19 protein-coding genes and 4 tRNA genes are annotated in these 19584 nt (G+C 71.5%); 7 read left to right on the top strand and 16 right to left on the bottom strand.

Annotated elements, in window-relative coordinates; genetic code table 11:
* Window positions 1-1142: 1142 nt before the first annotated feature.
* Window positions 1143-1340: a hypothetical protein gene (locus GFJ45_RS05685; protein ID WP_153395057.1), complete on the bottom strand. Its 198-nt coding sequence runs from the start codon at window positions 1338-1340 to the stop codon at window positions 1143-1145.
* A gap of 62 nt (window positions 1341-1402) precedes the next feature.
* Between GFJ45_RS05685 and GFJ45_RS16300 the strand changes: the two genes are divergently transcribed.
* On the top strand, window positions 1403-1603 hold the full coding sequence (locus GFJ45_RS16300; RefSeq protein WP_194288534.1) for a hypothetical protein: 201 nt from the start codon (window positions 1403-1405) through the stop codon (window positions 1601-1603).
* Between the two features lie 1440 nt (window positions 1604-3043).
* On the opposite strand, the gene GFJ45_RS05680 is transcribed toward GFJ45_RS16300, so the two are convergent.
* Both GFJ45_RS05680 and GFJ45_RS05675 read right to left on the bottom strand, forming a co-directional pair.
* Window positions 3044-3116, bottom strand: a tRNA-Arg gene (locus tag GFJ45_RS05680).
* A gap of 62 nt (window positions 3117-3178) precedes the next feature.
* Window positions 3179-4453, bottom strand: coding sequence for a cation:proton antiporter (locus tag GFJ45_RS05675; RefSeq protein WP_228386561.1), 1275 nt, complete (start codon window positions 4451-4453; stop codon window positions 3179-3181).
* Window positions 4454-4561: 108 nt separating this feature from the next.
* Here GFJ45_RS05675 and GFJ45_RS05670 point away from each other — a divergent pair, with 108 nt between their 5' ends.
* Window positions 4562-4831 (top strand): hypothetical protein, encoded by a 270-nt coding sequence (locus tag GFJ45_RS05670; protein ID WP_153395056.1) that lies wholly within the window; start codon window positions 4562-4564, stop codon window positions 4829-4831.
* Window positions 4832-4945: 114 nt separating this feature from the next.
* Here the strand turns inward: GFJ45_RS05670 and GFJ45_RS05665 are convergent.
* Window positions 4946-5036: transfer RNA gene (locus tag GFJ45_RS05665), tRNA-Ser, on the bottom strand.
* Window positions 5037-5151: 115 nt separating this feature from the next.
* Between GFJ45_RS05665 and GFJ45_RS05660 the strand changes: the two genes are divergently transcribed.
* Window positions 5152-6900, top strand: coding sequence for an LCP family protein (locus tag GFJ45_RS05660; protein WP_153395055.1), 1749 nt, complete (start codon window positions 5152-5154; stop codon window positions 6898-6900).
* A gap of 98 nt (window positions 6901-6998) precedes the next feature.
* Here GFJ45_RS05660 and GFJ45_RS05655 read toward each other — a convergent pair whose 3' ends face one another.
* Entirely contained in the window at window positions 6999-7202 is a 204-nt protein-coding gene (locus tag GFJ45_RS05655) for a cold-shock protein (RefSeq protein ID WP_153395054.1), read from the bottom strand.
* 264 nt (window positions 7203-7466) lie between these two features.
* Here GFJ45_RS05655 and GFJ45_RS05650 point away from each other — a divergent pair.
* Window positions 7467-7554: transfer RNA gene (locus tag GFJ45_RS05650), tRNA-Ser, on the top strand.
* A 95-nt stretch (window positions 7555-7649) separates the two neighbouring features.
* Window positions 7650-7994 (top strand): YtxH domain-containing protein, encoded by a 345-nt coding sequence (locus tag GFJ45_RS05645; RefSeq protein ID WP_194288533.1) that lies wholly within the window; start codon window positions 7650-7652, stop codon window positions 7992-7994.
* 109 nt (window positions 7995-8103) lie between these two features.
* On the opposite strand, the gene epsC is transcribed toward GFJ45_RS05645, so the two are convergent.
* Window positions 8104-8739 (bottom strand): serine O-acetyltransferase EpsC, encoded by a 636-nt coding sequence (epsC, locus tag GFJ45_RS05640; RefSeq protein WP_153395053.1) that lies wholly within the window; start codon window positions 8737-8739, stop codon window positions 8104-8106.
* Window positions 8739-9668, bottom strand: coding sequence for a cysteine synthase A (gene cysK, locus GFJ45_RS05635; RefSeq protein WP_153395052.1), 930 nt, complete (start codon window positions 9666-9668; stop codon window positions 8739-8741). The genes epsC and cysK overlap by 1 nt, the downstream gene beginning before the upstream one ends.
* Window positions 9669-9827: 159 nt before the next feature.
* Between cysK and GFJ45_RS05630 the strand changes: the two genes are divergently transcribed.
* Window positions 9828-12428 (top strand): 4Fe-4S dicluster domain-containing protein, encoded by a 2601-nt coding sequence (locus GFJ45_RS05630; RefSeq protein WP_153395051.1) that lies wholly within the window; start codon window positions 9828-9830, stop codon window positions 12426-12428.
* A gap of 97 nt (window positions 12429-12525) precedes the next feature.
* Here the strand turns inward: GFJ45_RS05630 and GFJ45_RS05625 are convergent, their stop codons facing one another.
* The 5 genes from GFJ45_RS05625 to dcd form a co-directional block, all read right to left on the bottom strand.
* A complete protein-coding gene (locus tag GFJ45_RS05625) occupies window positions 12526-13494 on the bottom strand; it encodes an ABC transporter substrate-binding protein (RefSeq protein WP_153395049.1) in 969 nt (322 codons plus the stop codon).
* 77 nt (window positions 13495-13571) lie between these two features.
* Window positions 13572-14303, bottom strand: a complete 732-nt coding sequence (locus tag GFJ45_RS05620; protein WP_194288536.1) for an ABC transporter permease — start codon at window positions 14301-14303, stop codon at window positions 13572-13574.
* A complete protein-coding gene (locus GFJ45_RS05615) occupies window positions 14303-14941 on the bottom strand; it encodes an ABC transporter permease (protein ID WP_153395047.1) in 639 nt (212 codons plus the stop codon). The genes GFJ45_RS05620 and GFJ45_RS05615 overlap by 1 nt, the downstream gene beginning before the upstream one ends.
* On the bottom strand, window positions 14938-16038 hold the full coding sequence (locus GFJ45_RS05610) for an ABC transporter ATP-binding protein (protein ID WP_153395045.1): 1101 nt from the start codon (window positions 16036-16038) through the stop codon (window positions 14938-14940). Before GFJ45_RS05610 ends, GFJ45_RS05615 begins: the two co-directional genes overlap by 4 nt.
* A 57-nt stretch (window positions 16039-16095) precedes the next feature.
* Window positions 16096-16671 carry a dCTP deaminase gene (dcd, locus tag GFJ45_RS05605; protein WP_153395043.1) on the bottom strand — a complete coding sequence of 192 codons (576 nt, stop codon included), beginning with the start codon at window positions 16669-16671 and terminating at the stop codon, window positions 16096-16098.
* A 217-nt stretch (window positions 16672-16888) separates the two neighbouring features.
* On the opposite strand from dcd, the gene GFJ45_RS05600 reads away from it, so the two are divergent.
* Window positions 16889-16962, top strand: a tRNA-Gly gene (locus GFJ45_RS05600).
* A gap of 33 nt (window positions 16963-16995) precedes the next feature.
* Here the strand turns inward: GFJ45_RS05600 and cutA are convergent.
* From cutA to GFJ45_RS05580, 4 genes are all read right to left on the bottom strand, one after another.
* The gene (cutA, locus tag GFJ45_RS05595; RefSeq protein WP_153395041.1) at window positions 16996-17394 is read right to left on the bottom strand and encodes a divalent-cation tolerance protein CutA; all 399 of its coding nucleotides are present in this window, start codon (window positions 17392-17394) and stop codon (window positions 16996-16998) included.
* Window positions 17391-18182: an SDR family NAD(P)-dependent oxidoreductase gene (locus GFJ45_RS05590; protein WP_153395039.1), complete on the bottom strand. Its 792-nt coding sequence runs from the start codon at window positions 18180-18182 to the stop codon at window positions 17391-17393. The genes cutA and GFJ45_RS05590 overlap by 4 nt, the downstream gene beginning before the upstream one ends.
* 32 nt (window positions 18183-18214) lie before the next feature.
* The gene (gene purU, locus GFJ45_RS05585; RefSeq protein WP_153395036.1) at window positions 18215-19096 is read right to left on the bottom strand and encodes a formyltetrahydrofolate deformylase; all 882 of its coding nucleotides are present in this window, start codon (window positions 19094-19096) and stop codon (window positions 18215-18217) included.
* A gap of 9 nt (window positions 19097-19105) precedes the next feature.
* Window positions 19106-19584 (bottom strand): P1 family peptidase (locus GFJ45_RS05580; protein ID WP_194288532.1); only part of this gene is annotated, 479 nt, incomplete at its 5' end.

Here is a 19584-nt window from a genome sequence, read left to right as displayed (position 1 = left end):
TCCAGGTGACGACTCGCGGTGCCGCATTTGGAGTCATCCACGCCAGGCCGTCAGTGAGGACAGCTACACCCAGACCCCCTATAATCAAGCCCCATATAAGTGGGTGCAGGTAACCCGACAGTTGCCATTTAGCGTGTTCAAGGCGCGCCCTATCGCTGAGCCGACGTGCAACCGATAAACCGAGTTCGCCTTGTTGGGTCCTATGACGACCCGGGTCGGCCTGCTCCCAGCCCTTACCCGTTATCGACCTGAGACGATCGTCCCGTTCCTGGGTCGCCACCTTCCTAGCCTCTAGATGATCTTCCACTACCGCTTCGATTCTGGCGCCATGCTCCTCAAGTGCCTCGACCGCCTTCATGACCTCCGCTGCTCGAAGTTGCCTACTCGATGAGCTCAGCCACTTCTCCGTGCCGACAGCGTGGCCCATGAGACAGTCTCCCGGGTACAGTTCAGCAAGATGCCGGAACTCACGAAGCGGTTCCTCATGTCGGTTCATTCTCCTTCACATCCCTGTCCGATCCACTGCGCACTGACCAAGAGGTAGAGGGTACGACTCTTGAGGGCGTTACCACTCAGGCCTGGACCTAGGAGGGGGTTGCACACACTCCTATGCGATGAGACTATGCATCTTCCGTCGCGTACTTTGCCTCCGATCTCCGCGTGCAAGCATCTGCCTTTAGAAATGGGAATGATAATAAGGCAAGCGCCATTTCCAAAGGGTGCTTGTAGGCTCGAGTCCATGGTGGCATGGCGCCGACGGTTCCCGCTAGCAGTCGCTCAACAGGAAGACAAGAGGCGATCGCGAAGGGCATCTGCTTCAGCAACGTTGGCGCGCCTGGTGGTCAGCCACCGGCACGTTCGTGAGCATCAGGTGCTAGGACCCGGGGCCATGCGAGAAGAGTATGAAGGCATCCACCCATCGGCGTGTCGGGCGATAGTGAGGACGCTCACGAGCATCCGGACATCGGCCGGATGAGCGATGTCACGACCGCGCATCGCGGGCTTGTGCGGAGGAGGGACGGATGGGGGTGCCGTCACCGGCCGGCATGTGGACGCAGATGAGATTGACGGGTAGGAAGCTAAGCACGCCGGTTTGGGTGCGCCATCCGATTGAGAGCCGGGTGGCAGACGGCGCACAGGACCTAGCGTTGCCAGCCTCCACGGCCTCGCTCCCAACCTCTGACGCGCTCGACCAGCACGGCGCGCCAGGCGGCCTCCCGCATCAGGTGAGGCTTCTTGAAGAAGATGTTCGCCCGCGCCACCATCGGTCCCGCGTTGGCCCCTCCGTACGGGAAGTAGTCCAGCGGGTCGCTGAGCGCGAAGTCGTTAGGAACGGCCATGACGTCGTAGCGGCTGCCGTAGTCGTCGTCGAAGATGCCTCCTTACCGAAGAAGCCCCGGGAGTGGTCAAAGCCCAGGACGTGCCCGAACTCATGGCACACAGTGCTGTGGTCGTTCGTCGTGAGGACGACCGCGTCAGCTCCCCAGCCGCCCCACTCGATCGCGTCACCGCCGTGCACGACCACGAAGACGTGGTCGAAGTCTTCCCGGCGCAGTCCCCGCTGGAGAAACGCTGCCGACACAGCCGCGTCTATCAACCTTGAGCGTGGGATGCGGCCGTCCTCGAGCGGGGTTCTGTCGGGAGAGATCTCGACCACACGTAGGAACCACGTCGTCTCGATCGCGAGCCCGGGGACGTTCTCGAGCCAGAACTTGGTCACCGACCACGGCCCGGCCTCGACCACGCGCCGCACCGCGTCGTCGGAGGGAACAGGGCCCTCCGTGCTGACCCCCGCCGGGTCATGCCCGTAGATGACCGCCACCCTGTGCGTCTCACCCATGATCGAGTGTGGCACCGTCCGGGATACACGGACAAGGTCGCGCGGATCGCCGTAAGCGGTCATCCGGAACCTGGGCGAGTCCATCTCCCGGGCATGGGAGGCAACCGTGCCCCCTTGATGTCAGCCGTTCCAGTGGCTTGTCGACTCGGCACTCGGTGTTCGTATGTCCGCCGATTCCCAATGCTGACTGCGCCGCTTTGTACCGACGCCGTGAGGGGTTCCCTTGGTGAGCAGGGGCAGCCAGTCTCCTCCAGACGGTCAGGTGCCCGGTAGGGTCATTGCTCAGCACCAGATTCGTGTGGCACCACGGGCCTGCTGAAGGCTGGTCAACGCGTGCCAATGGAGGGGCTGGGAGAGGCTCGTAACCACTCGTGCGCTCGGCCGCAAGTCAGATCGAGCCACGAGGAGTCATCGATGATGCACGTATGTTGCACGAAAGCGCCCATCGCCTGCTGTTCCGTGCGATATGCCCAGGTCAGCGGCTTTCGCCTGGGTGTCTTGTAATCAGATGCTTGGTGAGTCGATCTATGTCCACGACGTGGCCCTCCCATGTCACCCTTCCGCGCGTGGGACTCCGACGAGCGGGGTAGAGCCGGCGCAGACCGCAGTGGGACGCGCCCCGCGGCGTCGTTGCAGCGGCTGGAGAGACACCCTGGTCGTACCGCTGTGGCGACCATCCCCATGGAGGGTGGGGGACTGAACTGGATAATTTCCTGTTGGTCACCGCCAGTGCCGGCATCCCGGTCATTCAAGGCGTTGCATGGGCCGCGCCTTCACCGAACTGCCGACGGAGACGTTCATGTGTCTACGGCGTGCCGGGAAATCACTAGGTGTTCTGACGCCGCGGGGCACACCGCGTCGTCACGACCGGCACGAACAACCTCCAGGTTGGAGTCGTTTCCCCTGGGCGGTGGCCGTCCGAGTGGGTAGTGCCTCCCACATCGCAGAGGCAGCTAGGGGTTCTCGGCAGCGGAGCAGAGCGTCAGGAGGGGCAGCGGGGAGTTCCCCTGCCGGGTCCTGACCGGCGGCGGCCACACCGGACACAAATGCGGGCGTCTGTCCATGTGCGCGGACACGCGAGGCATGGTGGCGCGAGGCCCCCGCAGCAGGGCCTGCGGAGTCCACGGAACACCGGTGTGCGGAATAGCATTTGCGTTGGTTGAGAGGAGGGATCTGCCACGGAGGTGGACCTGCTCAGATGGGCGCGCCCGTAGGGATTCGAACCCCAAACCTTCTGATCCGTAGTCAGATGCTCTATCCGTTGAGCTACGGGCGCCCGTCGCCAGGAGGCAACGCCGGACCACTGTACCCGACCCTCGGCCACCGGGAGAAATCGTCTCAGGCCGCCGCCGACCTGCCGCGACGGAGCCGGTCCAGCGAGGTCATCACCGGCGTCGCGGCGACGCCGTGGACCACGACCGAGAGCACGATCGTGAACGCCACAACGCCCCACAGCTGCAGCCCCTCGGCGACGTACTCGCTGCTCAGTGCATAGGACAGGTAGAACACCGAGCCGATACCGCGCACCCCGAACCCGGCGACCGTCCAACGCTCGCTCCGGCTGAGGTCCGGCGTCCCGAGCAGCGACAGCCAGCCCGCGGCGGGGCGCACCACGAACAGGAACGCCACACCGACCAGCACGGCGGGCCAGTCCAGCTCCAGCAGCAGCCCGGCGCTCAGCGCGGCACCCAGCATCAGCAGCACCACAAGCGTCAGGATCGCCTCCAGCTGCTCGACCAGCTCGTGCAGCTGCTGGTGATAGTGGTGACTGCGCTCGACCGACCGGATCCCGAGGGCGGCCGCGAAGACGGCGAGGAAGCCGTAGCCGCCGATCAGCTCGGTCAGCCCGTAGACGGCGAAGGTGGCGGCCAGGGCCAGCAACGGGTTGCCGATCTCAGCGAGGCGCAGCAGCGGAACCCGGCTCCAGAACGCCATTCGGCCCAGCGCCAGCCCGGCGAACCAGCCGACCGCCGCGCCCAGCAGGATCTTGCCGACGAGGGTCCACAGCACCCACTCCAGTCCCCAGTCGCTGATGCTGCCGCGACCCATGAGGAACAGCCCCAGGTAGACGAACGGGAAAGCCAGCGCGTCGTTGAGGCCGGCCTCGGAGGTCAGCGCGAAGCGCACCTCGTCGTTGTCCCCGTCCTCGACGTCCGAACCGCCCTCTCCCGGCGTCGTCGGCGGCGGGACCTGCACCTCGGAGGCCAGCACCGGGTCGGTCGGGGCGAGCACTGCCCCCAGCAGGACGGCCGCGGGCACGGTTAGCCCCATCGACCACCAGCCGAGCAGCGCGACCCCGGCGATGCACAGCGGCATCGCCAGGCCCAGCAGCCGCCAGGTCACCCGCCAGCGCCGCCACCCCAGCGGCCGCTCCAGCGCCAGGCCCACCCCCATGAGCGAGACGATCACCGTGGCCTCCGCCAGGTGGGCGGTGGCCTGGGCGTTGAGGATCGGCGACATCGGGTCGTCGCCAGGCACCAGCAGGCCGACTACCACCCCGAAGCCCAGCACCACCATGGGCACCGACATCGCCCGGCCGTGCAGCATCTTGGGAAGCACGGTGGCCAGGAGCAGCCCGAGCCCGATGATGAGGTAGACCAGCTCCGGGGGCACGCAGCCACTGTAAGCGGCACGCCCCTCGCCCACCGTGCGGATCCGCGCTGGGCCGCTACGGTGGGAACCGGTAGACGAGGACACGACCACCGAGTCGAGGAGCGTGTCATGGACGCACGGCCCACCGCGCCCGGAGAGGGCAGCAGCAAGCCCCTCGTGGCGGACCAGCCGCTCCCACCAGGCAGCAACGCCGAAGAGATCGTCGACGAGCTGGACGCTCGGATCCGCCGGGGCGGCCCCGACGAGATCAAGGAGGCCGACGAGCAGGCCGACGCCGTCGAGGACCAGGACGACAACGGCGACAGCCGCGAGGAGGAGGCCTCCGACTCGGACTCGGACCCCACGGACGACGGCCGCGAGCAGGACGAGCAGTCCTGAGCCGAGGCACCCGCCAGGTAGCGGCGACACGACCGGTCCCCCACCGAGCACACAGACCAACAAACCCCCGGCGCCGACAGGCTCCGGGGGTTCGGTGCGCTCGGCACCGGTGGGCGGAGGCGGAGGGATTTGAACCCTCGATGGGGTTGTAGCCCCAAACCCGCTTAGCAGGCGGGCGCCATAGACCAGACTAGGCGACGCCTCCACGTCCCGCCGGGGTACCCGGGGTACCCTGCACGGAACGGCGTTCAGGGTACCCGGGGGCGGGCCCATCCACCAAAAGGTGGTCCCGGGCTTCTCGGGCGCCGTCGTCCTGTGTCGTGGAGAGGGTTCTGGAGTCGATGTCGTTCCTGCCGCCGCTGGGCGGCGCCGGTCGTGGGCGTGGTCCCGACGACGGTGGCCGCGGTCCCGACGACGCCTCCGGTGGTCCGGGGCGGGACGAGGGCCCCCGCGAGGAGAGCCCAGGAGAAGTCCTCCCCGGGCTGACGCGCGCCGAGTACCACGGGGGCGGCCGGCGCGGCCCGCAACCCGCCTCTCCGCCGCCGCGTGGCCCCGCCGGGCGCGGGGGGCTGCCGCGGGCGCTGGGGCTCACGGCCATCGGCACGGTGCTCCCAGGCGCGGGCCTGACCCGGACGCGGTACCGGGTGCTGGGATGGGTGCTGGTCGCCGCCGCGCTGCTGGGCGTGCTGCTGCTCGTGGGCTGGGTCGTCCGCAACGGTGCGCTGACGTCGGCCCTGGACGTCGCGACGCGGCCCGGGATGCTGCGGACCGTGGCCGTCCTGCTGGTCGTGGGTGCCTTGGGCTGGGCCGGGACCGTCGTGCTGACCGCGGTGACCGCCCGACCTCGCCCGATGACCGGCACCCAGCGAGGCGCGCTGGCCGGCTTCACCGCCCTGATGTGCCTGGTGCTGGCAGCGCCCGTGGCCGTCGGGCTGTGGTACATCGGCGCGCACACGGCGGCGGTGGACAAGATCTTCGTGCCCTCCGCGGACGGCCCGGCGGCGACCGAGCGGCCCAACATGGAGGAGGAGGACCCGTGGGCTCACCTGGAGCGGGTCAACGTGCTCCTGCTCGGCTCGGACGCGGGTGACAACCGAGAGGGGCTGCGCACCGACTCGATGATCGTGGCCAGCGTCGACACCCAGTCCGGGGACATGGTCATGTTCAGCGTGCCGCGCAACCTGGAGGACGTCCCGATCCCGGCCAGTCTCCCGCTGGCCCAGAAGTGGCCCAACGGCTACGACTGTGGGGCCGAGTGCCTGATGAACGGCATCTGGACCGAGGCCGAGGCGCACGCCGAGGAACACCCCGGGCTCTATCCCGGGGACACCGAACCCGGCCTGGTCGCCACGCGGGAGGTGCTCTCGGCGGTGCTGGGGCTGCCGATCCAGCACACCGTCATCGTGAACCTCGCCGGCTTCCAGGACCTGGTCGACGCGATGGGCGGGGTGCACATCAACGTCCAGGAGCGGGTCCCCATGGGCGGAGTCAACGCCACCGACGCCCAGGGCAACACCTACCTGGTGCCCGGCACCGAGAACGGCTGGATCGAGGAGGGCCCGCAGCACCTCAACGGGCGGCAGGCCCTCTGGTACGCCCGGTCGCGGGTCACCACCGACGACTTCTCCCGGATGCGCCGCCAGCGGTGCGTCGTCGCGGCACTGGTCGACCAGGTCAACCCGCTGTCGATGCTGCAGCGCTACCCGCAGATCGCCGCCGCGGCCGGTGACAACGTCTCGGTCGACATCGACACCGGGGACCTGCCCGCGTGGGCCCAGCTGGTGGAGCGGGTCCAGAACGGGACCATCCAGAGCCTGCCGTTCACCATCGAGAACACCAACGTCGCCGACCCCGACTTCGACCGGATCCGCGCCCGGGTGCAGCGGGCGATCGAGCCGCCCGAGCCGCCGGCGGCCACGGCGTCCCCCGGCCAGGACACCGGCGGCGCCACTGCCACGGCGGACGAGGAGGAGACCGGCCAGGCCGAGCCGACCCCGCCAGAGGAGGCCCAGGAGCAGGAGGACGAGGAGCCCACGGACCAGCTCGCCGACGTCGGCGCCGTCTGCTGAGCGGGCTGGGTGCCGGCCAGGGCATGAGAACGGCCCCCGGACCAGCTGGTCCGGGGGCCGTTTCCTGGGATGGCGGCTGAGCCGCTACCCCGAGAGCGTCAGACCGGGCGAACGGCGTCCGCCTGCGGACCCTTGGGGCTCTGCGTGACGTCGAACTCGACGCGCTGGGCCTCCTCCAGGGTCTTGTAGCCATTGCTCTGGATGGCCGAATAGTGGACGAACACGTCCGGGCCGCCACCGTCCTGTGCGATGAAGCCGAAGCCCTTCTCCGCGTTGAACCACTTCACGGTGCCCTGTGCCATAGGGACCTCTTTCCTCAGATGTTGCGATGCGAGCCCTCGCACTTCACGAGGGTGCGGCTGAGGTGACACCCCCCACGGACCTGGACCATGCCCAGAACTGCTGACCAACTGCCGCGGGGCGGGACCCGGTCGGACCGGGGCGCCTTCCGCGACTCGTGCGCTTACTGCGAGGAACTGCTACAACAACCGGGCACCACGGTACCAGCCACGCGGTGCCACAATGACATCGCGTCCACAGCCGGGAGCGGCCGTGGCCGTGACCGTGGAGGGTTCGCATAGTGGCCGAGTGCAGGCGCCTTGAAAGCGCCCGACGCGAGAGCGTCCGTGGGTTCGAATCCCACACCCTCCGCCAGCCGTGGCCTGCCGCCGGGCGCACGAATGGCTGCCGACCGGGTGCCGGGGTACTGTCGAGTCGGATGGTTCAGTCCACGACGTGAAGGAGTCACCATGCGTAAGCTGATGCTGTTGGTGGGCGCCGGGATCGGCTACGTCCTCGGCGCCCGCGCGGGCCGGGAGCGGTACGAGCAGATCACCGAGCAGGCCAACAAGGTCTGGGGCGACCCCCGGGTCCAGACCAGGGTGGAGGACGTGCGCCAGCAGGCGCCGCAGGTCGCCTCCAAAATGACCGGCTCCGCCCGGGGGGCCGCCGACCGGGCCAAGTCCAAGGTCAGCGGCCACGAGAGCACCGACCAGGACGGGTCCTACGACAACCCGACCGGCAGCCTCGACCCGGACGGGACCGCCACGGTTGACACCAGCGGATTCGGTCCCGGGGAGGAGCGGCTCCCCTGAGCCGCTGAGCGCCAGCCCGTGCCGTGACCGGCGCGAGGCCGACGAACGTGAGGAGGGCCGGTCCGATCGGACCGGCCCTCCTCGCGCTGTGAGGGACTCTCGTCGTGACCTAGATCCAGAGGGCCGGGTCGTCCTCGACGGAGTCGCGGGCGGCAGCCGCCTTGATCGTCGCCGGGACCCCGACCGCGACCGCGCCGGCCGGCACGTCCCGGACCACGACCGCGTTGGCGCCCACCGACGCGCCGTTGCCCACCACGACCGGGCCGATCAGCCGGGCGCCGGCGCCGAGGGTGACGCCGCTGCCGACGGTGGGATGGCGCTTGACCGGGTTCAGCGAGCGGCCACCCAGCGTGACGCCGTGGTACATCAGCACGTCGTCGCCCACCTCGGCGGTCTCGCCGATCACGACCCCCATGCCGTGGTCGATGAACACCCGCCGGCCGATCCGGGCCCCAGGGTGAATCTCCACGCCGGTAAGGGTGCGGGAGGCCTGCGACAGCAGCCGGGCGGGCAGCCGCACCGGACCGCCCCGGTTCCACATCGCGTGGGCGACCCGGTGCGTCCAGACCGCGTGCAGCCCAGGCGAGGCGAGCGCCATCTCCCAGCGGCTGTCGGTGGCGGGGTCGCGGGCCACCGCCGCCTCCAGGTCCTCCCGGAGCCGGTGCAGCCCCAGTCCCCACCGGCGCCCGAGGGCACGTCGCAGCCCCGCCCGCCGTGCGGGACGCGCGGTCTGCGTGCGCAGCATCAGTCGCGCAGCCCCTCGAACAGCACGGTGGACAGGTAGCGCTCGCCGAAGCTGGGGATCACGACGACGATCTGCTTGCCCGCCATCTCCGGCCGGGCCGCGATCTGCAGCGCGGCCCAGACGTTGGCGCCGCTGGAGATGCCGGCCAGGATGCCTTCCTTGGTCGCCAGGTCACGCGCGGTGCTGACCGCGTCGTCCAGCGTGACGTCGAGCACCTCGTCGTAGAGCTCGGTGTCCAGGATCTCGGGCACGAAGTTGGCGCCCAGCCCCTGGATCTTGTGCGGCCCGGGCTGGCCGCCGGTGAGGATCGGGGAGTCGGCCGGCTCCACGACCGCCAGGTGCACGTCCGGCTTCTGCTCGCGCAGGAACCGGCCCGCTCCGGTGATCGTCCCGCCGGTGCCCACACCGGCGACGAACACGTCGATCGCCCCGTCGGTGTCCTTCCAGACCTCCGGCCCGGTCGTCTCGTAGTGGACCTTGGTGTTGGCCGGGTTGGCGAACTGGCGGGCCCGGACCGCACCGCGCTCCTGGGCGATCTCCTCGGCCTTGGCGACCGCGCCCTTCATCCCCTCGGAGCCCGGGGTGAGCACCAGCTCGGCGCCGTAGGCGCGCAGCAGGCCCCGCCGCTCCAGGCTCATCGTGTCCGGCATCGCCAGCACCACGTGGTAGCCGCGGGCAGCGCCCACCATCGCCAGGGCGATGCCGGTGTTGCCCGAGGTGCCCTCGACGATGGTGCCGCCGGGCTGCAGCTCGCCGGCCTCGACGGCGGCGTCGATGATCGCGGCGCCGATCCGGTCCTTCACGGAGGCGGCTGGGTTGTGCGACTCCAGCTTGGCCACGACCGAGGCGTCCAGCCCCTCGGTGATCCGGTTGAGCCGGACGAGGGGGGTGCCCCCGATGACCTCGGTGATGTCGGAGTAGACGGGCATATGCCTGGTGCCACCTTTCGGGTCGGTGCTGGGCGTCGACGCGGCCGGCAGTCGGCCACGATCCCTCGCCAGTTATACATCACCCAACGCCCGGTTATTCCACGCCTGGGCACGGCCTGGACCCGGCCGCCGGGGGCCGCTGGTCCGTAGGATCAGCGCATGTCCGCTGTGCAGATCCTCGCCGCCGTCGTCGGGATCAGCGTGACCGTGGTCGCGGTCGCCCTGTTCGCACGCACCATCGCTGCCTTCGTCGCCCGGTTCCGGATGGGCCAGCCGGCCCCGGACCGCACCGACCAGCCGGGCCCGCGCACCGCCACCCTGGTGCGGGAGGTGTTCGGCCACACCCGGATGGCGCGCAAGCCGCTGGTCGCGGTCGCGCACTGGGTCGTGATGATCTCCTTCGGGCTGTTGCTCCTCACCCTGGTCACCGCCTACGGGCAGCTGTTCACCCCGTCGTTCGCGCTGCCGGTGGTCGGCCACCTGGCGCCGGTGGAGTGGCTGCTGGAGGTGTTCGCCTGGGGCGCGGTGCTGGGCATCCTGGCCCTGATGGTCATCCGCCAGCGGCGGCACCCCCGCGGCCTGGGCCGGCGCAGCCGGTTCTGGGGGTCCACGTTCTGGCAGGCCTACGTCGTCGAGCTGGTGATCCTCGGCGTGGGGCTGTGCATCCTGGCGCTGCGGGCGATGGAGCACGAGCTGGGCAGCCGGACCGGTGAGCAGTGGGCCGGACCGGCCCACTTCCCGCTCACGGCCTGGCTGTCCGGACCGGTCTCCGGGTGGTCCACCGGCGCGCTGGAGACCACCATCGTGCTGGTGGCGCTGCTGAAGATCCTCATCTCGATGGCCTGGATGATCACCATCGCCCTCACCCCGACGATGGGGGTCGCCTGGCACCGGTTCCTCGCGTTCCCGAACGTCTGGCTCAAGCGGCACGCGGACGGGCGGACGTCGCTGGGCGAGCTGCAGCCGATCCAGGTCGGCGGCGAGCCGGTCGACTTCGAGAACATCGAGGAGCTCGACGAGGACGCCTCCCTGGGCGTGGGGAAGCTGGAGGACTTCACCTGGAAGGGACTGCTGGACTTCTCCACGTGCACCGAGTGCGGCCGCTGCCAGGAGCAGTGCCCCGCCTGGCACACCGACAAGCCGCTCTCGCCGAAGATGATGGTCCTCAACCTGCGCAACCACCACCACGCCAAGGCGCCGTGGCTGGCCGCGACCGAGCAGGAGCGGGAGGAGGCGCTGGCCGGTGGGCCGGACCACCCGCTGGCCGCGGCCGCGGCCGAGGCGCAGCGCCCGCTGGTCGGGGAGACCACCGGCGACCCGACCGTGCCCGACGGCGGGGCGGTCATCGACCCGAGCGTGCTCTGGTCGTGCACCACCTGCGGGGCCTGCGTCGAGCAGTGCCCGGTCGACATCGAGCACGTGGACGAGATCGTGGACATGCGCCGCTACCAGACCCTGATCGAGTCCGCGTTCCCCGCCGAGCTGGGCGGGCTGTTTAAGAACCTCGAGAACAAGCAGAACCCCTGGGGCATGTCGGCACGGGCCCGGATGGACTGGGCCAAGGACCTGCCCTTCGACGTGAAGGTGGCGGGGGCTGACGTCGAGGACCTCTCGGAGGTGGACTACCTGTTCTGGGTGGGGTGCGCCGGCGCCTACGAGGACCGCGCCAAGAAGACCACGCGGGCGGTCGCCGAGCTGCTGCACGCCGCGGGGGTCAGCTTCGCCGTGCTGGGCGACGGGGAGTCCTGCACCGGCGACCCGGCCCGCCGCGCCGGCAACGAGTTCCTCTACCAGATGCTGGCCCAGCAGAACGTCGAGGTGCTCAACGAGGCCGGCGCCGGGGCCATCGTGGTGACCTGCGCCCACTGCTTCAACACCATTAAGAACGAGTACCCGCAGCTGGGCGGCCACTACGAGGTGGTCCACCACACCCAGCTGCTCAACCGCCTGGTCCGGGAGAAGCGACTCACCCCCGTCGCGCGCCCGGACGAGGCCGACAGCGCCGGCGTGGCCTCCACCGCCGGCAGCGTGACCTACCACGACCCCTGCTACCTCGGGCGCCACAACGGCGTCTACGCGCCGCCGCGGGAGCTGCTCGGCGCGCTGCCGGGCGTCGAGGTGCGGGAGATGCCGCGGCACGGCGAGAACTCGTTCTGCTGCGGTGCCGGCGGCGCCCGGATGTGGATGGAGGAGAAGCTGGGCACCCGGATCAACCTCAATCGGACCCAGGAGGCGCTCGACACCGGTGCCGACCGGATCGCGATCGGCTGCCCGTTCTGCCGGGTGATGCTCTCCGACGGGCTCACCGAGAAGCAGTCCGACGGGGGCCGGGACGAGGTGGAGGTCGTCGACGTCGCCCAGATGCTGCTTGCCGCGGTACGCCGCGGCGGCCAGCAGGAGCAGCCGGTCGCCGCAGCGGTCGGCGCTGCCGAGGGCGGGGCTGCGGGAAGCGCGGCCACCGGTGACGCCGAGTCGGAAGTCCACACCGGCGGCGAGGCAGCCGCTACCGGTGAGGCCGCCGCCGATGCCGCGACCGGCGACGTCGACTCCCCGAGCGGCCGGGAGTCGGCGGTCACCGACGCAGCGGACGGCGAGCCGGAGACCGAGGACCACCCGGGCACCGCCGCTCACCCGGACCCGGACGTCGAGCAGGAGCTGGCGACCGGCGGGCCCACGGACCCGGGCGCGGGGCCCGCGGACCCGACGACCGAGTCCGACGAGCCGGAGGACTCAGCCGAGGACGACTCCCCGGGCCGCTGACCGCCCGGCCCGGCGCCCCCCGGAGGCGTCGCCTCCGCGTTCTTGCCGGACGTCCACGGCGCCCGCGGGGGTCACCGCCCCAGCGCGGGTCACTCCCTCAGCCCTGCTCGTCGACGAAATCCTGGGCGACGTCAGCAGGGTCCTGGCCCTCGCTGACGACCTGCACCATCATCTCGACGAGCTTGTCGGTGGTGAGCGCGGCCGACACCTGGTTCAGGGACTCCTCGACCGCCGGGGTGAGGGCGTCGGTCCGGAGCAGCGGCACGACGTTCTGCGCGACGAACAGGTTCTCGGGGTCCTCCAGCACCACGAAGTCGTTCTCGACGATCGCGGGATCGGTGGTGAAGACGTTGGCCACGTCGACCTGGCCGTTCGCCAGCGCCTGGGCGGTCAGGTTGCTGCCGGCCGCCAGCGGACGGAACTGTGCGAACTCCAGGCTGTAGACCTCCCGCAGCCCGGGCACGCCGGTGTAGCGCTCCTCCCACTCCGGCGGGCCACCGAGCACCATGTCGGGTGCGTGCGGCTCCAGGTCGCCGATCGCCTGCAGGTCCAGCTCCGCCGCGGTCTCGGCGGTGACCACGACGGCGTCCTTGTCCTGTGCCTCGGAGGGCTCCAGCACGGTGAGGTCCTGCGGCAGCGCCTCCTGCAGCTCGGCGTAGACGCCCTCGGGGTCGGTGGCCTCGGCCTCGCTGTTGAAGTACAGCGTCAGCGCGCCGGTGTACTCCGGGATCAGGTCGATCGAGCCGTCCTGGATCCCGGCGATGTAGGTCTCCCGGTTGCCGATGTTCAGGCGCTTGTCCACGGCCACGCCCTCCTCCTCCAGCGCGGCGGCGTAGACCTCCGCCAGCAGCACGTTGCCGGGGAAGTTGGCCGAGCCGACCGTCACCGCCCCCGCGCCCTGGGCGTCGCCACCGACCCCGCCGCCGGTCGCACCGGTGTCGCCGGACGGCTGGGTGTCGCCGCCGGCGTCGCCGTCGCCCTCCTCGAGCGGGTCCCCGCCGCCACCGCAGGCGGACAGCGCCAGGGCGGCGACCAGGGCGCCGAGGGGAAAGGTGGTGGGCTTCATGGCTGCCTCCGTCGGTTCGGGGTCGGTGGGTCGATCGGGGTCGGTCGGGGCCGTAGGTCGGTCGGTGCTGGTCGTGCTCAGCCGCGGGCGAGCCGGCGGTCCAGGGCGGTGGCGCTACGGGCCCGCAGGCCGGTCCCCCCGGTCAGGCCCGGTGAGACGACGGCACGCTGGGCCAACCCAAGCACGAGGTCGGTGCCGAGGGCCAACGCTGCGACCAGCAGCGCGCCACCGGCCATCTGCGGGTAGTCACGGACCGCCTGACCGTCGATGAGGAAGCGGCCCAGCCCGCCGAGCCCGACGACCGCGGCGATCGTGGCGGTCGCGATGATCTGCAGCATGCCCGAGCGGATCCCGGCGATCGCCAGCGGGAGCGCACAGGGCACCTCCACCTGCGCCAGCACCTGCCACGGCCGCATGCCCATGCCGTGGGCGGCGTCGCGGGCGGCCGGGTCGACCTGCTCGATCCCCGCGTAGACGCCGGACAGCACCGGCGGGACCGCCAGCAGGACGAGCACGATGATGCTGGGTGCCTCGAACGCCAGCTCCCCGCGCAGCCGGGGCAGCAGCAGCAGCACGGCGATGAACAGCACCCCCAGCGAGGGGATCGCGCGGAACGCCCCGGCGATGTTGACCGCGACCACCCGGCCACGACCGGTGTGGCCGACGTAGAGCCCCAGCGGGACCGCGACCAGGCACGCCAGCAGCAGCGCGATGACCGAGTAGCGCAGGTGGGCGAGCGCCTGCGCGGGGATGCCGCCCTGCCCGCTCCAGTTGGCGGGGTCGGTGAGCCAGGCCAGCACGTCGGCCATCACGACGCGCTCACCTTCCAGGGGGTCAGCAGTCGGGTGACCAGGAGGATGACCAGGTCGAACAGGACGGCGAGCACGACGCACCCGATGACGCCGACCACGATCGGGCCCATCGCGTTGCGGTTGAAGCCGTCGGTGAACAGCGAGCCCAGCTGCGAGACGCCCACCAGCGCGGCCACCGAGACGATGGAGACGTTGCTGACCGCGGCGACCCGCAGCCCGGCCGAGATGACCGGGACGGCCAGCGGGAGGTCCACGGCCAGGAACCGGCGCGCCGGCCCGTAGCCCATCGCGGTCGCCGCCTGCCGGACGTGCCCGGGCACCGAGAGCAGGGCGTCGGCCACCGTCCGCGTCAGCAGCGCGAGGGTGTAGACGGTCATCGCGACCAGCACGTTGACCGGGTCCAGGATGCGGGTGCCGAGGAAGCCGGGCAGCAGGATGAACAGCGCCAGCGACGGGATGGTGTAGAGCAGGCCGGTGCCGGCGACCAGCGGCGGGTACAGCCAGCCGCGGCGGGTCGCCAGCCAGCCCAGCGGGATCGCCAGCGCCAGCCCCACCAGCAACGGGACCCCGGCCAGCAGCAGATGGTCCTGACCCAGCTCCAGCACGGTCGCCAGGTCGACGCCGAGCAGGCTCACTCGGTGCCCTCCGCCGTCCGGACGGTGTCCCCGGTCGGCCTGGGCGCCTGCTGGATCGCGCGCAGCACCTCGTCGGCGCGCACGGTGCCGACCAGCACACCCCGGTCGTCGACGACGACCCCCCGGCCACTGGGCGCCGACAGCGCGGCGTCCAGCATGCTGCGCAGCGTGCCGTCCTGCTGGGCCAGCGTGCCGCCGAGCCGCAGCCGCTCCTCGGGGTCGTCGGTGTGCCGCCACCCGAGCGGGCGACCGTCGGCGTCGATGACCAGCCGCCAGGCCTCGCCGCTACCCGGCGCGTGCCCGGTCCCCTCCCGCAGCGGCTGCTCGGCGTGGATCGGCACCTGGGCGCGCTGGAAGCTGAGCGCCCGGTAGCCGCGGTCGGCACCCACGAAGTCAGCGACGAAGTCGTCCGCGGGGTGGGCCAGCAGGTCCGCCGGCGAGCTGAACTGCGCGAGCGTGCCGCCCTCCCGCAGCACGGCGATCCGGTGCCCCAGCCGGATCGCCTCGTCGATGTCGTGGGTGACCAGCACGATCGTCGTGCCCAGCCGCTCCTGCAGCGCCAGGAACTCCTGCTGCAGCCCGCCGCGCACCACCGGGTCGACCGCGCTGAACGGCTCGTCCATCAGCAGCACGTCAGGGTCGGCCGCGAGCGCGCGGGCCACGCCCACCCGCTGCTGCTGGCCGCCGGAGAGCTGCGAGGGGTAGCGGCGCGCGTGCGCCGGCTCCAGCCCCACCAGCTCCAGCACCTCCCGGGCCCGCTCCCGCGCGCGGGCGCGCGACCAGCCGTGCAGCCGCGGGACGGTCATCACGTTGCCGAGGACGGTCCGGTGCGGGAACAGGCCGGCGTGCTGGATGACGTAGCCGATGCTGCGGCGCAGCCGGGCCGCGTCCATGCCGGCGGTGTCCTCGCCGTCGACCAGGATCCGCCCGGAGGTGGGCTCGACCATCCGGTTGATCATCCGCAGCGTCGTGGTCTTGCCGCAGCCGCTCGGGCCGACCAGCACGGTGATCCGGCCGCGCGGCGCCTCCAGACTGAGGTCGTCCACCGCGACCGTGCCGTCGGGGTACCGCTTGCCCACGCCTTCCAGGCGGATCATGCGAACTGACCCTACCGGGCGCCTGCGGGTCCGGGCCGTGGTGCCGTCCCGCGGCGCTCAGGCCCCGGAGCGGTAGAAGTTCTGGAACGACCGGCTCGCGGTCGGGCCGCGCTGACCCTGGTAGTGCGAGCCCTTGGCCTGCGAGCCGTAGGGGTGCTCGCTGGGGCTGGTGAGCCGGAAGAAGCACAGCTGGCCGATCTTCATGCCCGGGTGCAGCACGATCGGCAGCGTGGCCACGTTGGACAGCTCCAGGGTGACGTGACCGGTGAAACCGGGATCCACGAACCCGGCCGTCGCGTGGGTGAGCAGCCCGAGGCGGCCGAGGGAGGACTTGCCCTCGACGCGGGCCGCTACGTCGTCGGGGAGGCTGACCGACTCCAGCGTGGACCCGAGCACGAACTCCCCGGGGTGCAGCACGAAGCTCTCCCCCCGCTCCACCTCCACCAGCCGGGTCAGGTCCGGCTGCTCCAGGGCCGGGTCGATGACGGCGTACTTGTGGTTGTCGAACAGCCGGAAGTAGCGGTCCATCCGGACGTCGACGCTGGAGGGCTGGACCATCGCGGGGTCCCAGGGGTCCAGGCGCACCCGCCCCGAGTCGACCTCGGCCAGGATGTCGCGGTCGGAGAGCAGCACGCGCGACAGCGTAGCCGCCGTGCCCGTGCCCAACGCGCGCGACTGCTGAGTTGGTCACCGGGTGGGGACGCCGATCGGGTGAGGAACGCGCGCGACTGCTCAGTTGCGCACCGTGGTCGCGGCCGGCAGCGGGTCGCGGGGGCGCGGCGGAGGACACGGGTGCCGGTTTGTCTCAGCGGCCGGACCGTCGGTTAGACTGACCCGGCACTGACGTCCTGCGGGCGTAGTTCAATGGTAGAACATCAGCTTCCCAAGCTGAATACGCGAGTTCGATTCTCGTCGCCCGCTCCACGCGAAGGGCCGGCCCGATGGGCCGGCCCTTCGTCATGCCTCGCGGGTGTGCCGCATGACCCACTCGCCGTACGGCGGCAGCGCGTGGCTGACCGGCACCGCCAGGATCTCCGGCACGTCGTAGGGGTGCACCTCCTGCACCACCTCGCACAGCCGCGGGAACGCCGAGGCCACGGTCTTGGCCAGCAGCAGCCACTCCGCGTCGCGGTGCACCTCCCCCTGCCAGCTGTAGAGCGAGGCGATCGGCCCCATCGCCTGCACGCAGGCGGCCAGCTGCTGCTCGAGCAGGGTCCGGGCCAGCCGCTCGGTGGTGCGCTCGTCCGGCGCGGTGATCCGCACCTCGACCAGGTGGTCACCCGTCTCCGGCCCGGTAGCGGCCGGGTCGCCCACCGGCGTTCCGTCGCCCCCGACCGGGGTGCCCGCGGCGCTCATGCCGACTCCCCGAACGGCGGGGTGAACCGGCCGTCGACGGCGGTCCAGCCGCCGTCGACGAGCAGCTGGCTGCCAGTGACGAAGCTGGCGGCGTCCGAGGCCAGGTAGACGGCCGCGCCGACCATCTCCTCGGGCCGGGCCCACCGGCCCAGTGCGCTCTTGGTGGCGTACGCCTCGTGCCAGGCGCGGTCGGCCTGGACCGCCGCGGTGAGCGGGGTCTCCACCACGCCCGGGGCGATGGCGTTGACCCGCACCCCGCTCGGGCCCAGCTCGGCGGCCAGCGTGCGCACCAGTTGCACGGCACCGGCCTTGGTGGCGGAGTAGACGCTCTGCCCGGGCTCGACCGACAGCGCCCGGATGGAGCTGAACACGATGACCGAGCCGTGCCCCCGCTCGGCCATCGCGGGGGCGAAGGCGCGCACCCCGTGGAAGGTCCCACGCAGGTTCAGCCCGACCACGCGCTCGAACTCCTCCTCGGTGTAGTCCAGCAGCCGCTTGCGGACGTTGACCGCGGCGGTCAGCACCAGCACGTCCACCGGGTCCAGCTGCTCGGCGAGCCGGGCCAGCCCCGGGGCGTCCAGGACGTCGGCCTCGTGGTGAGCGTGGCCGCTACCCCCCTCGGCGCCGGCCCGGTGTGCCGCCGCCTCGGCGAGCCGCGGGTCCTTGTCCAGGCAGCTCACCCGGGCGCCGTGCGCGGCCAGGCCTGCCACGACCTCGGCGCCGATACCGCCACAGCCGACGACGACCGCATGCCGGCCGTCCAGCCGGAACATCTCCGCATACCCCATGCCGGGTCTCCTCCTTGATGTCTCTCGCGGGTCTAGTCGAACACGATCGTCCGCCGGCCGTGGAGCACCACGCGGTGCTCCACGTGCCAGCGCACCGCCCTGGCCAGCGCCATCGCCTCCAGCTCCTGGCCGGCGCGGGCCAGCTCGGCCGGGCTCATCCGGTGGTCCACCCGGCGGAAGTCCTGCTCGATGATCGGCCCCTCGTCCAGGTCGGCGGTGACGTAGTGGGCGGTGGCGCCGATGACCTTCACGCCGCGGTCGTGAGCCTGGGCGTAGGGCCGGGCCCCCGCGAAGCTGGGCAGCAGCGAGTGGTGGATGTTGATGATGCGGCCGGGCAGCTCCGCGCACAGCCGCGCCGAGAGCACCTGCATGTACCGGGCGAGGACGACGGTGTCGGTGCCGGTCTCGGTGACCACCTCCCGCAGCCGGCGCTCGGCCTGCTCCTTGGTGTCCGGGGTGACCGGCACGTGGTGGAAGGGCACCCCGTAGAACCGGGCGTGCTCGCGCAGGTCGTCGTGGTTGGAGACCGCCCCGACGACCTCGACGGGCAGCTGCCCGCTGTGGGCGCGGAACAGCAGGTCGGTCAGGCAGTGGCCGAGCCGGCTGACCATGAGCAGCACCCGGTGCTGCCGGGACCGGTCGTGCACCCCCCACTGCATCGCGAACTCCTCGGCCACCGGGGCGAGGGCCGCCTCCAGCCGCGGCAACGGGAGCGGCTGGCCCTCGCGCACCAGCTCCATCCGTAGGTGGAACTCCCCGGCGGTCGGGTCGGCGAACTGCTGGCTGTCCGCGATCGTCAGCTGCTGCTCGAGCAGCGCGCCGGTGACCGCGTGCACGATCCCGCGCCGGTCGGGGCAGGAGACCGTCAGCACGAACTCCCGCCCGGGCTCCGGTGCGTCGGCGGTCAGGGACATGGGGGGAGTCTACGGAGCCGGGTTCGTCCGGCAGCCGCTCGGGAGGGCGTCCCGGTAGCAGCGCCAGCTCCCGCCCTCGGTCGTGACCGTCTCGGCGGCCAGCACCGCGCGCACCACCGCGCGGGTCGTGCAGCGCGCCGCGGCCACCAGCAGCTCCTGCAGCAGCGGGAGGTCGGGGCCGGGGCGGTCACCGGTGGCGAGGGCGAAGAAGGTGTCGCCGTCGAGCATGGTGTGGACGGGGTCGACCGCCCGGGCCAGGCCGTCGTGGGCGAGCCCGGCGACCTTGGCGCACCGGGCCTTGTCCAGCGTCAGGTCGGTGGCGACCACGCCGATCGTGGTGGCCAGCGTGCGGGGGAACCCCAGCTCCGCCGGGACCGCGGCGGCGGCCTCCCGGGCGCGGGCGAGCTCCTCCGGGTGGGGGTCGGCGAGCCGGTAGGACGCCGGCGGGCCGGGCACGCGGCCGTCCCCGCCGGTCGCCGGCAGCCGCA

It is taken from the genome of Ornithinicoccus halotolerans, assembly GCF_009602535.1.
GTDB classification, from domain to species: Bacteria; Actinomycetota; Actinomycetes; order Actinomycetales; family Dermatophilaceae; genus Ornithinicoccus; species Ornithinicoccus halotolerans.
This window is presented reverse-complemented; position numbering and strand designations above follow the sequence as displayed.

Excerpts from the sequence above, each read along its gene's own strand:
- GFJ45_RS05685 (WP_153395057.1), bottom strand. The coding sequence starts at position 1,340 with ATGGCCGTTCCTAACGACTTCGCGCTCAGCGACCCGCTGGACTACTTC.
- GFJ45_RS05670 (WP_153395056.1), top strand. The coding sequence starts at position 4,562 with ATGGACGCACGGCCCACCGCGCCCGGAGAGGGCAGCAGCAAGCCCCTC.
- GFJ45_RS05655 (WP_153395054.1), bottom strand. The coding sequence starts at position 7,202 with ATGGCACAGGGCACCGTGAAGTGGTTCAACGCGGAGAAGGGCTTCGGC.
- GFJ45_RS05645 (WP_194288533.1), top strand. The coding sequence starts at position 7,650 with ATGCGTAAGCTGATGCTGTTGGTGGGCGCCGGGATCGGCTACGTCCTC.
- epsC (WP_153395053.1), bottom strand. The coding sequence starts at position 8,739 with ATGCTGCGCACGCAGACCGCGCGTCCCGCACGGCGGGCGGGGCTGCGA.
- cysK (WP_153395052.1), bottom strand. The coding sequence starts at position 9,668 with ATGCCCGTCTACTCCGACATCACCGAGGTCATCGGGGGCACCCCCCTC.
- GFJ45_RS05630 (WP_153395051.1), top strand. The coding sequence starts at position 9,828 with ATGTCCGCTGTGCAGATCCTCGCCGCCGTCGTCGGGATCAGCGTGACC.
- GFJ45_RS05625 (WP_153395049.1), bottom strand. The coding sequence starts at position 13,494 with ATGAAGCCCACCACCTTTCCCCTCGGCGCCCTGGTCGCCGCCCTGGCG.
- GFJ45_RS05620 (WP_194288536.1), bottom strand. The coding sequence starts at position 14,303 with ATGGCCGACGTGCTGGCCTGGCTCACCGACCCCGCCAACTGGAGCGGG.
- GFJ45_RS05610 (WP_153395045.1), bottom strand. The coding sequence starts at position 16,038 with ATGATCCGCCTGGAAGGCGTGGGCAAGCGGTACCCCGACGGCACGGTC.
- cutA (WP_153395041.1), bottom strand. The coding sequence starts at position 17,394 with ATGAGCGCCGCGGGCACCCCGGTCGGGGGCGACGGAACGCCGGTGGGC.
- GFJ45_RS05590 (WP_153395039.1), bottom strand. The coding sequence starts at position 18,182 with ATGGGGTATGCGGAGATGTTCCGGCTGGACGGCCGGCATGCGGTCGTC.
- purU (WP_153395036.1), bottom strand. The coding sequence starts at position 19,096 with ATGTCCCTGACCGCCGACGCACCGGAGCCCGGGCGGGAGTTCGTGCTG.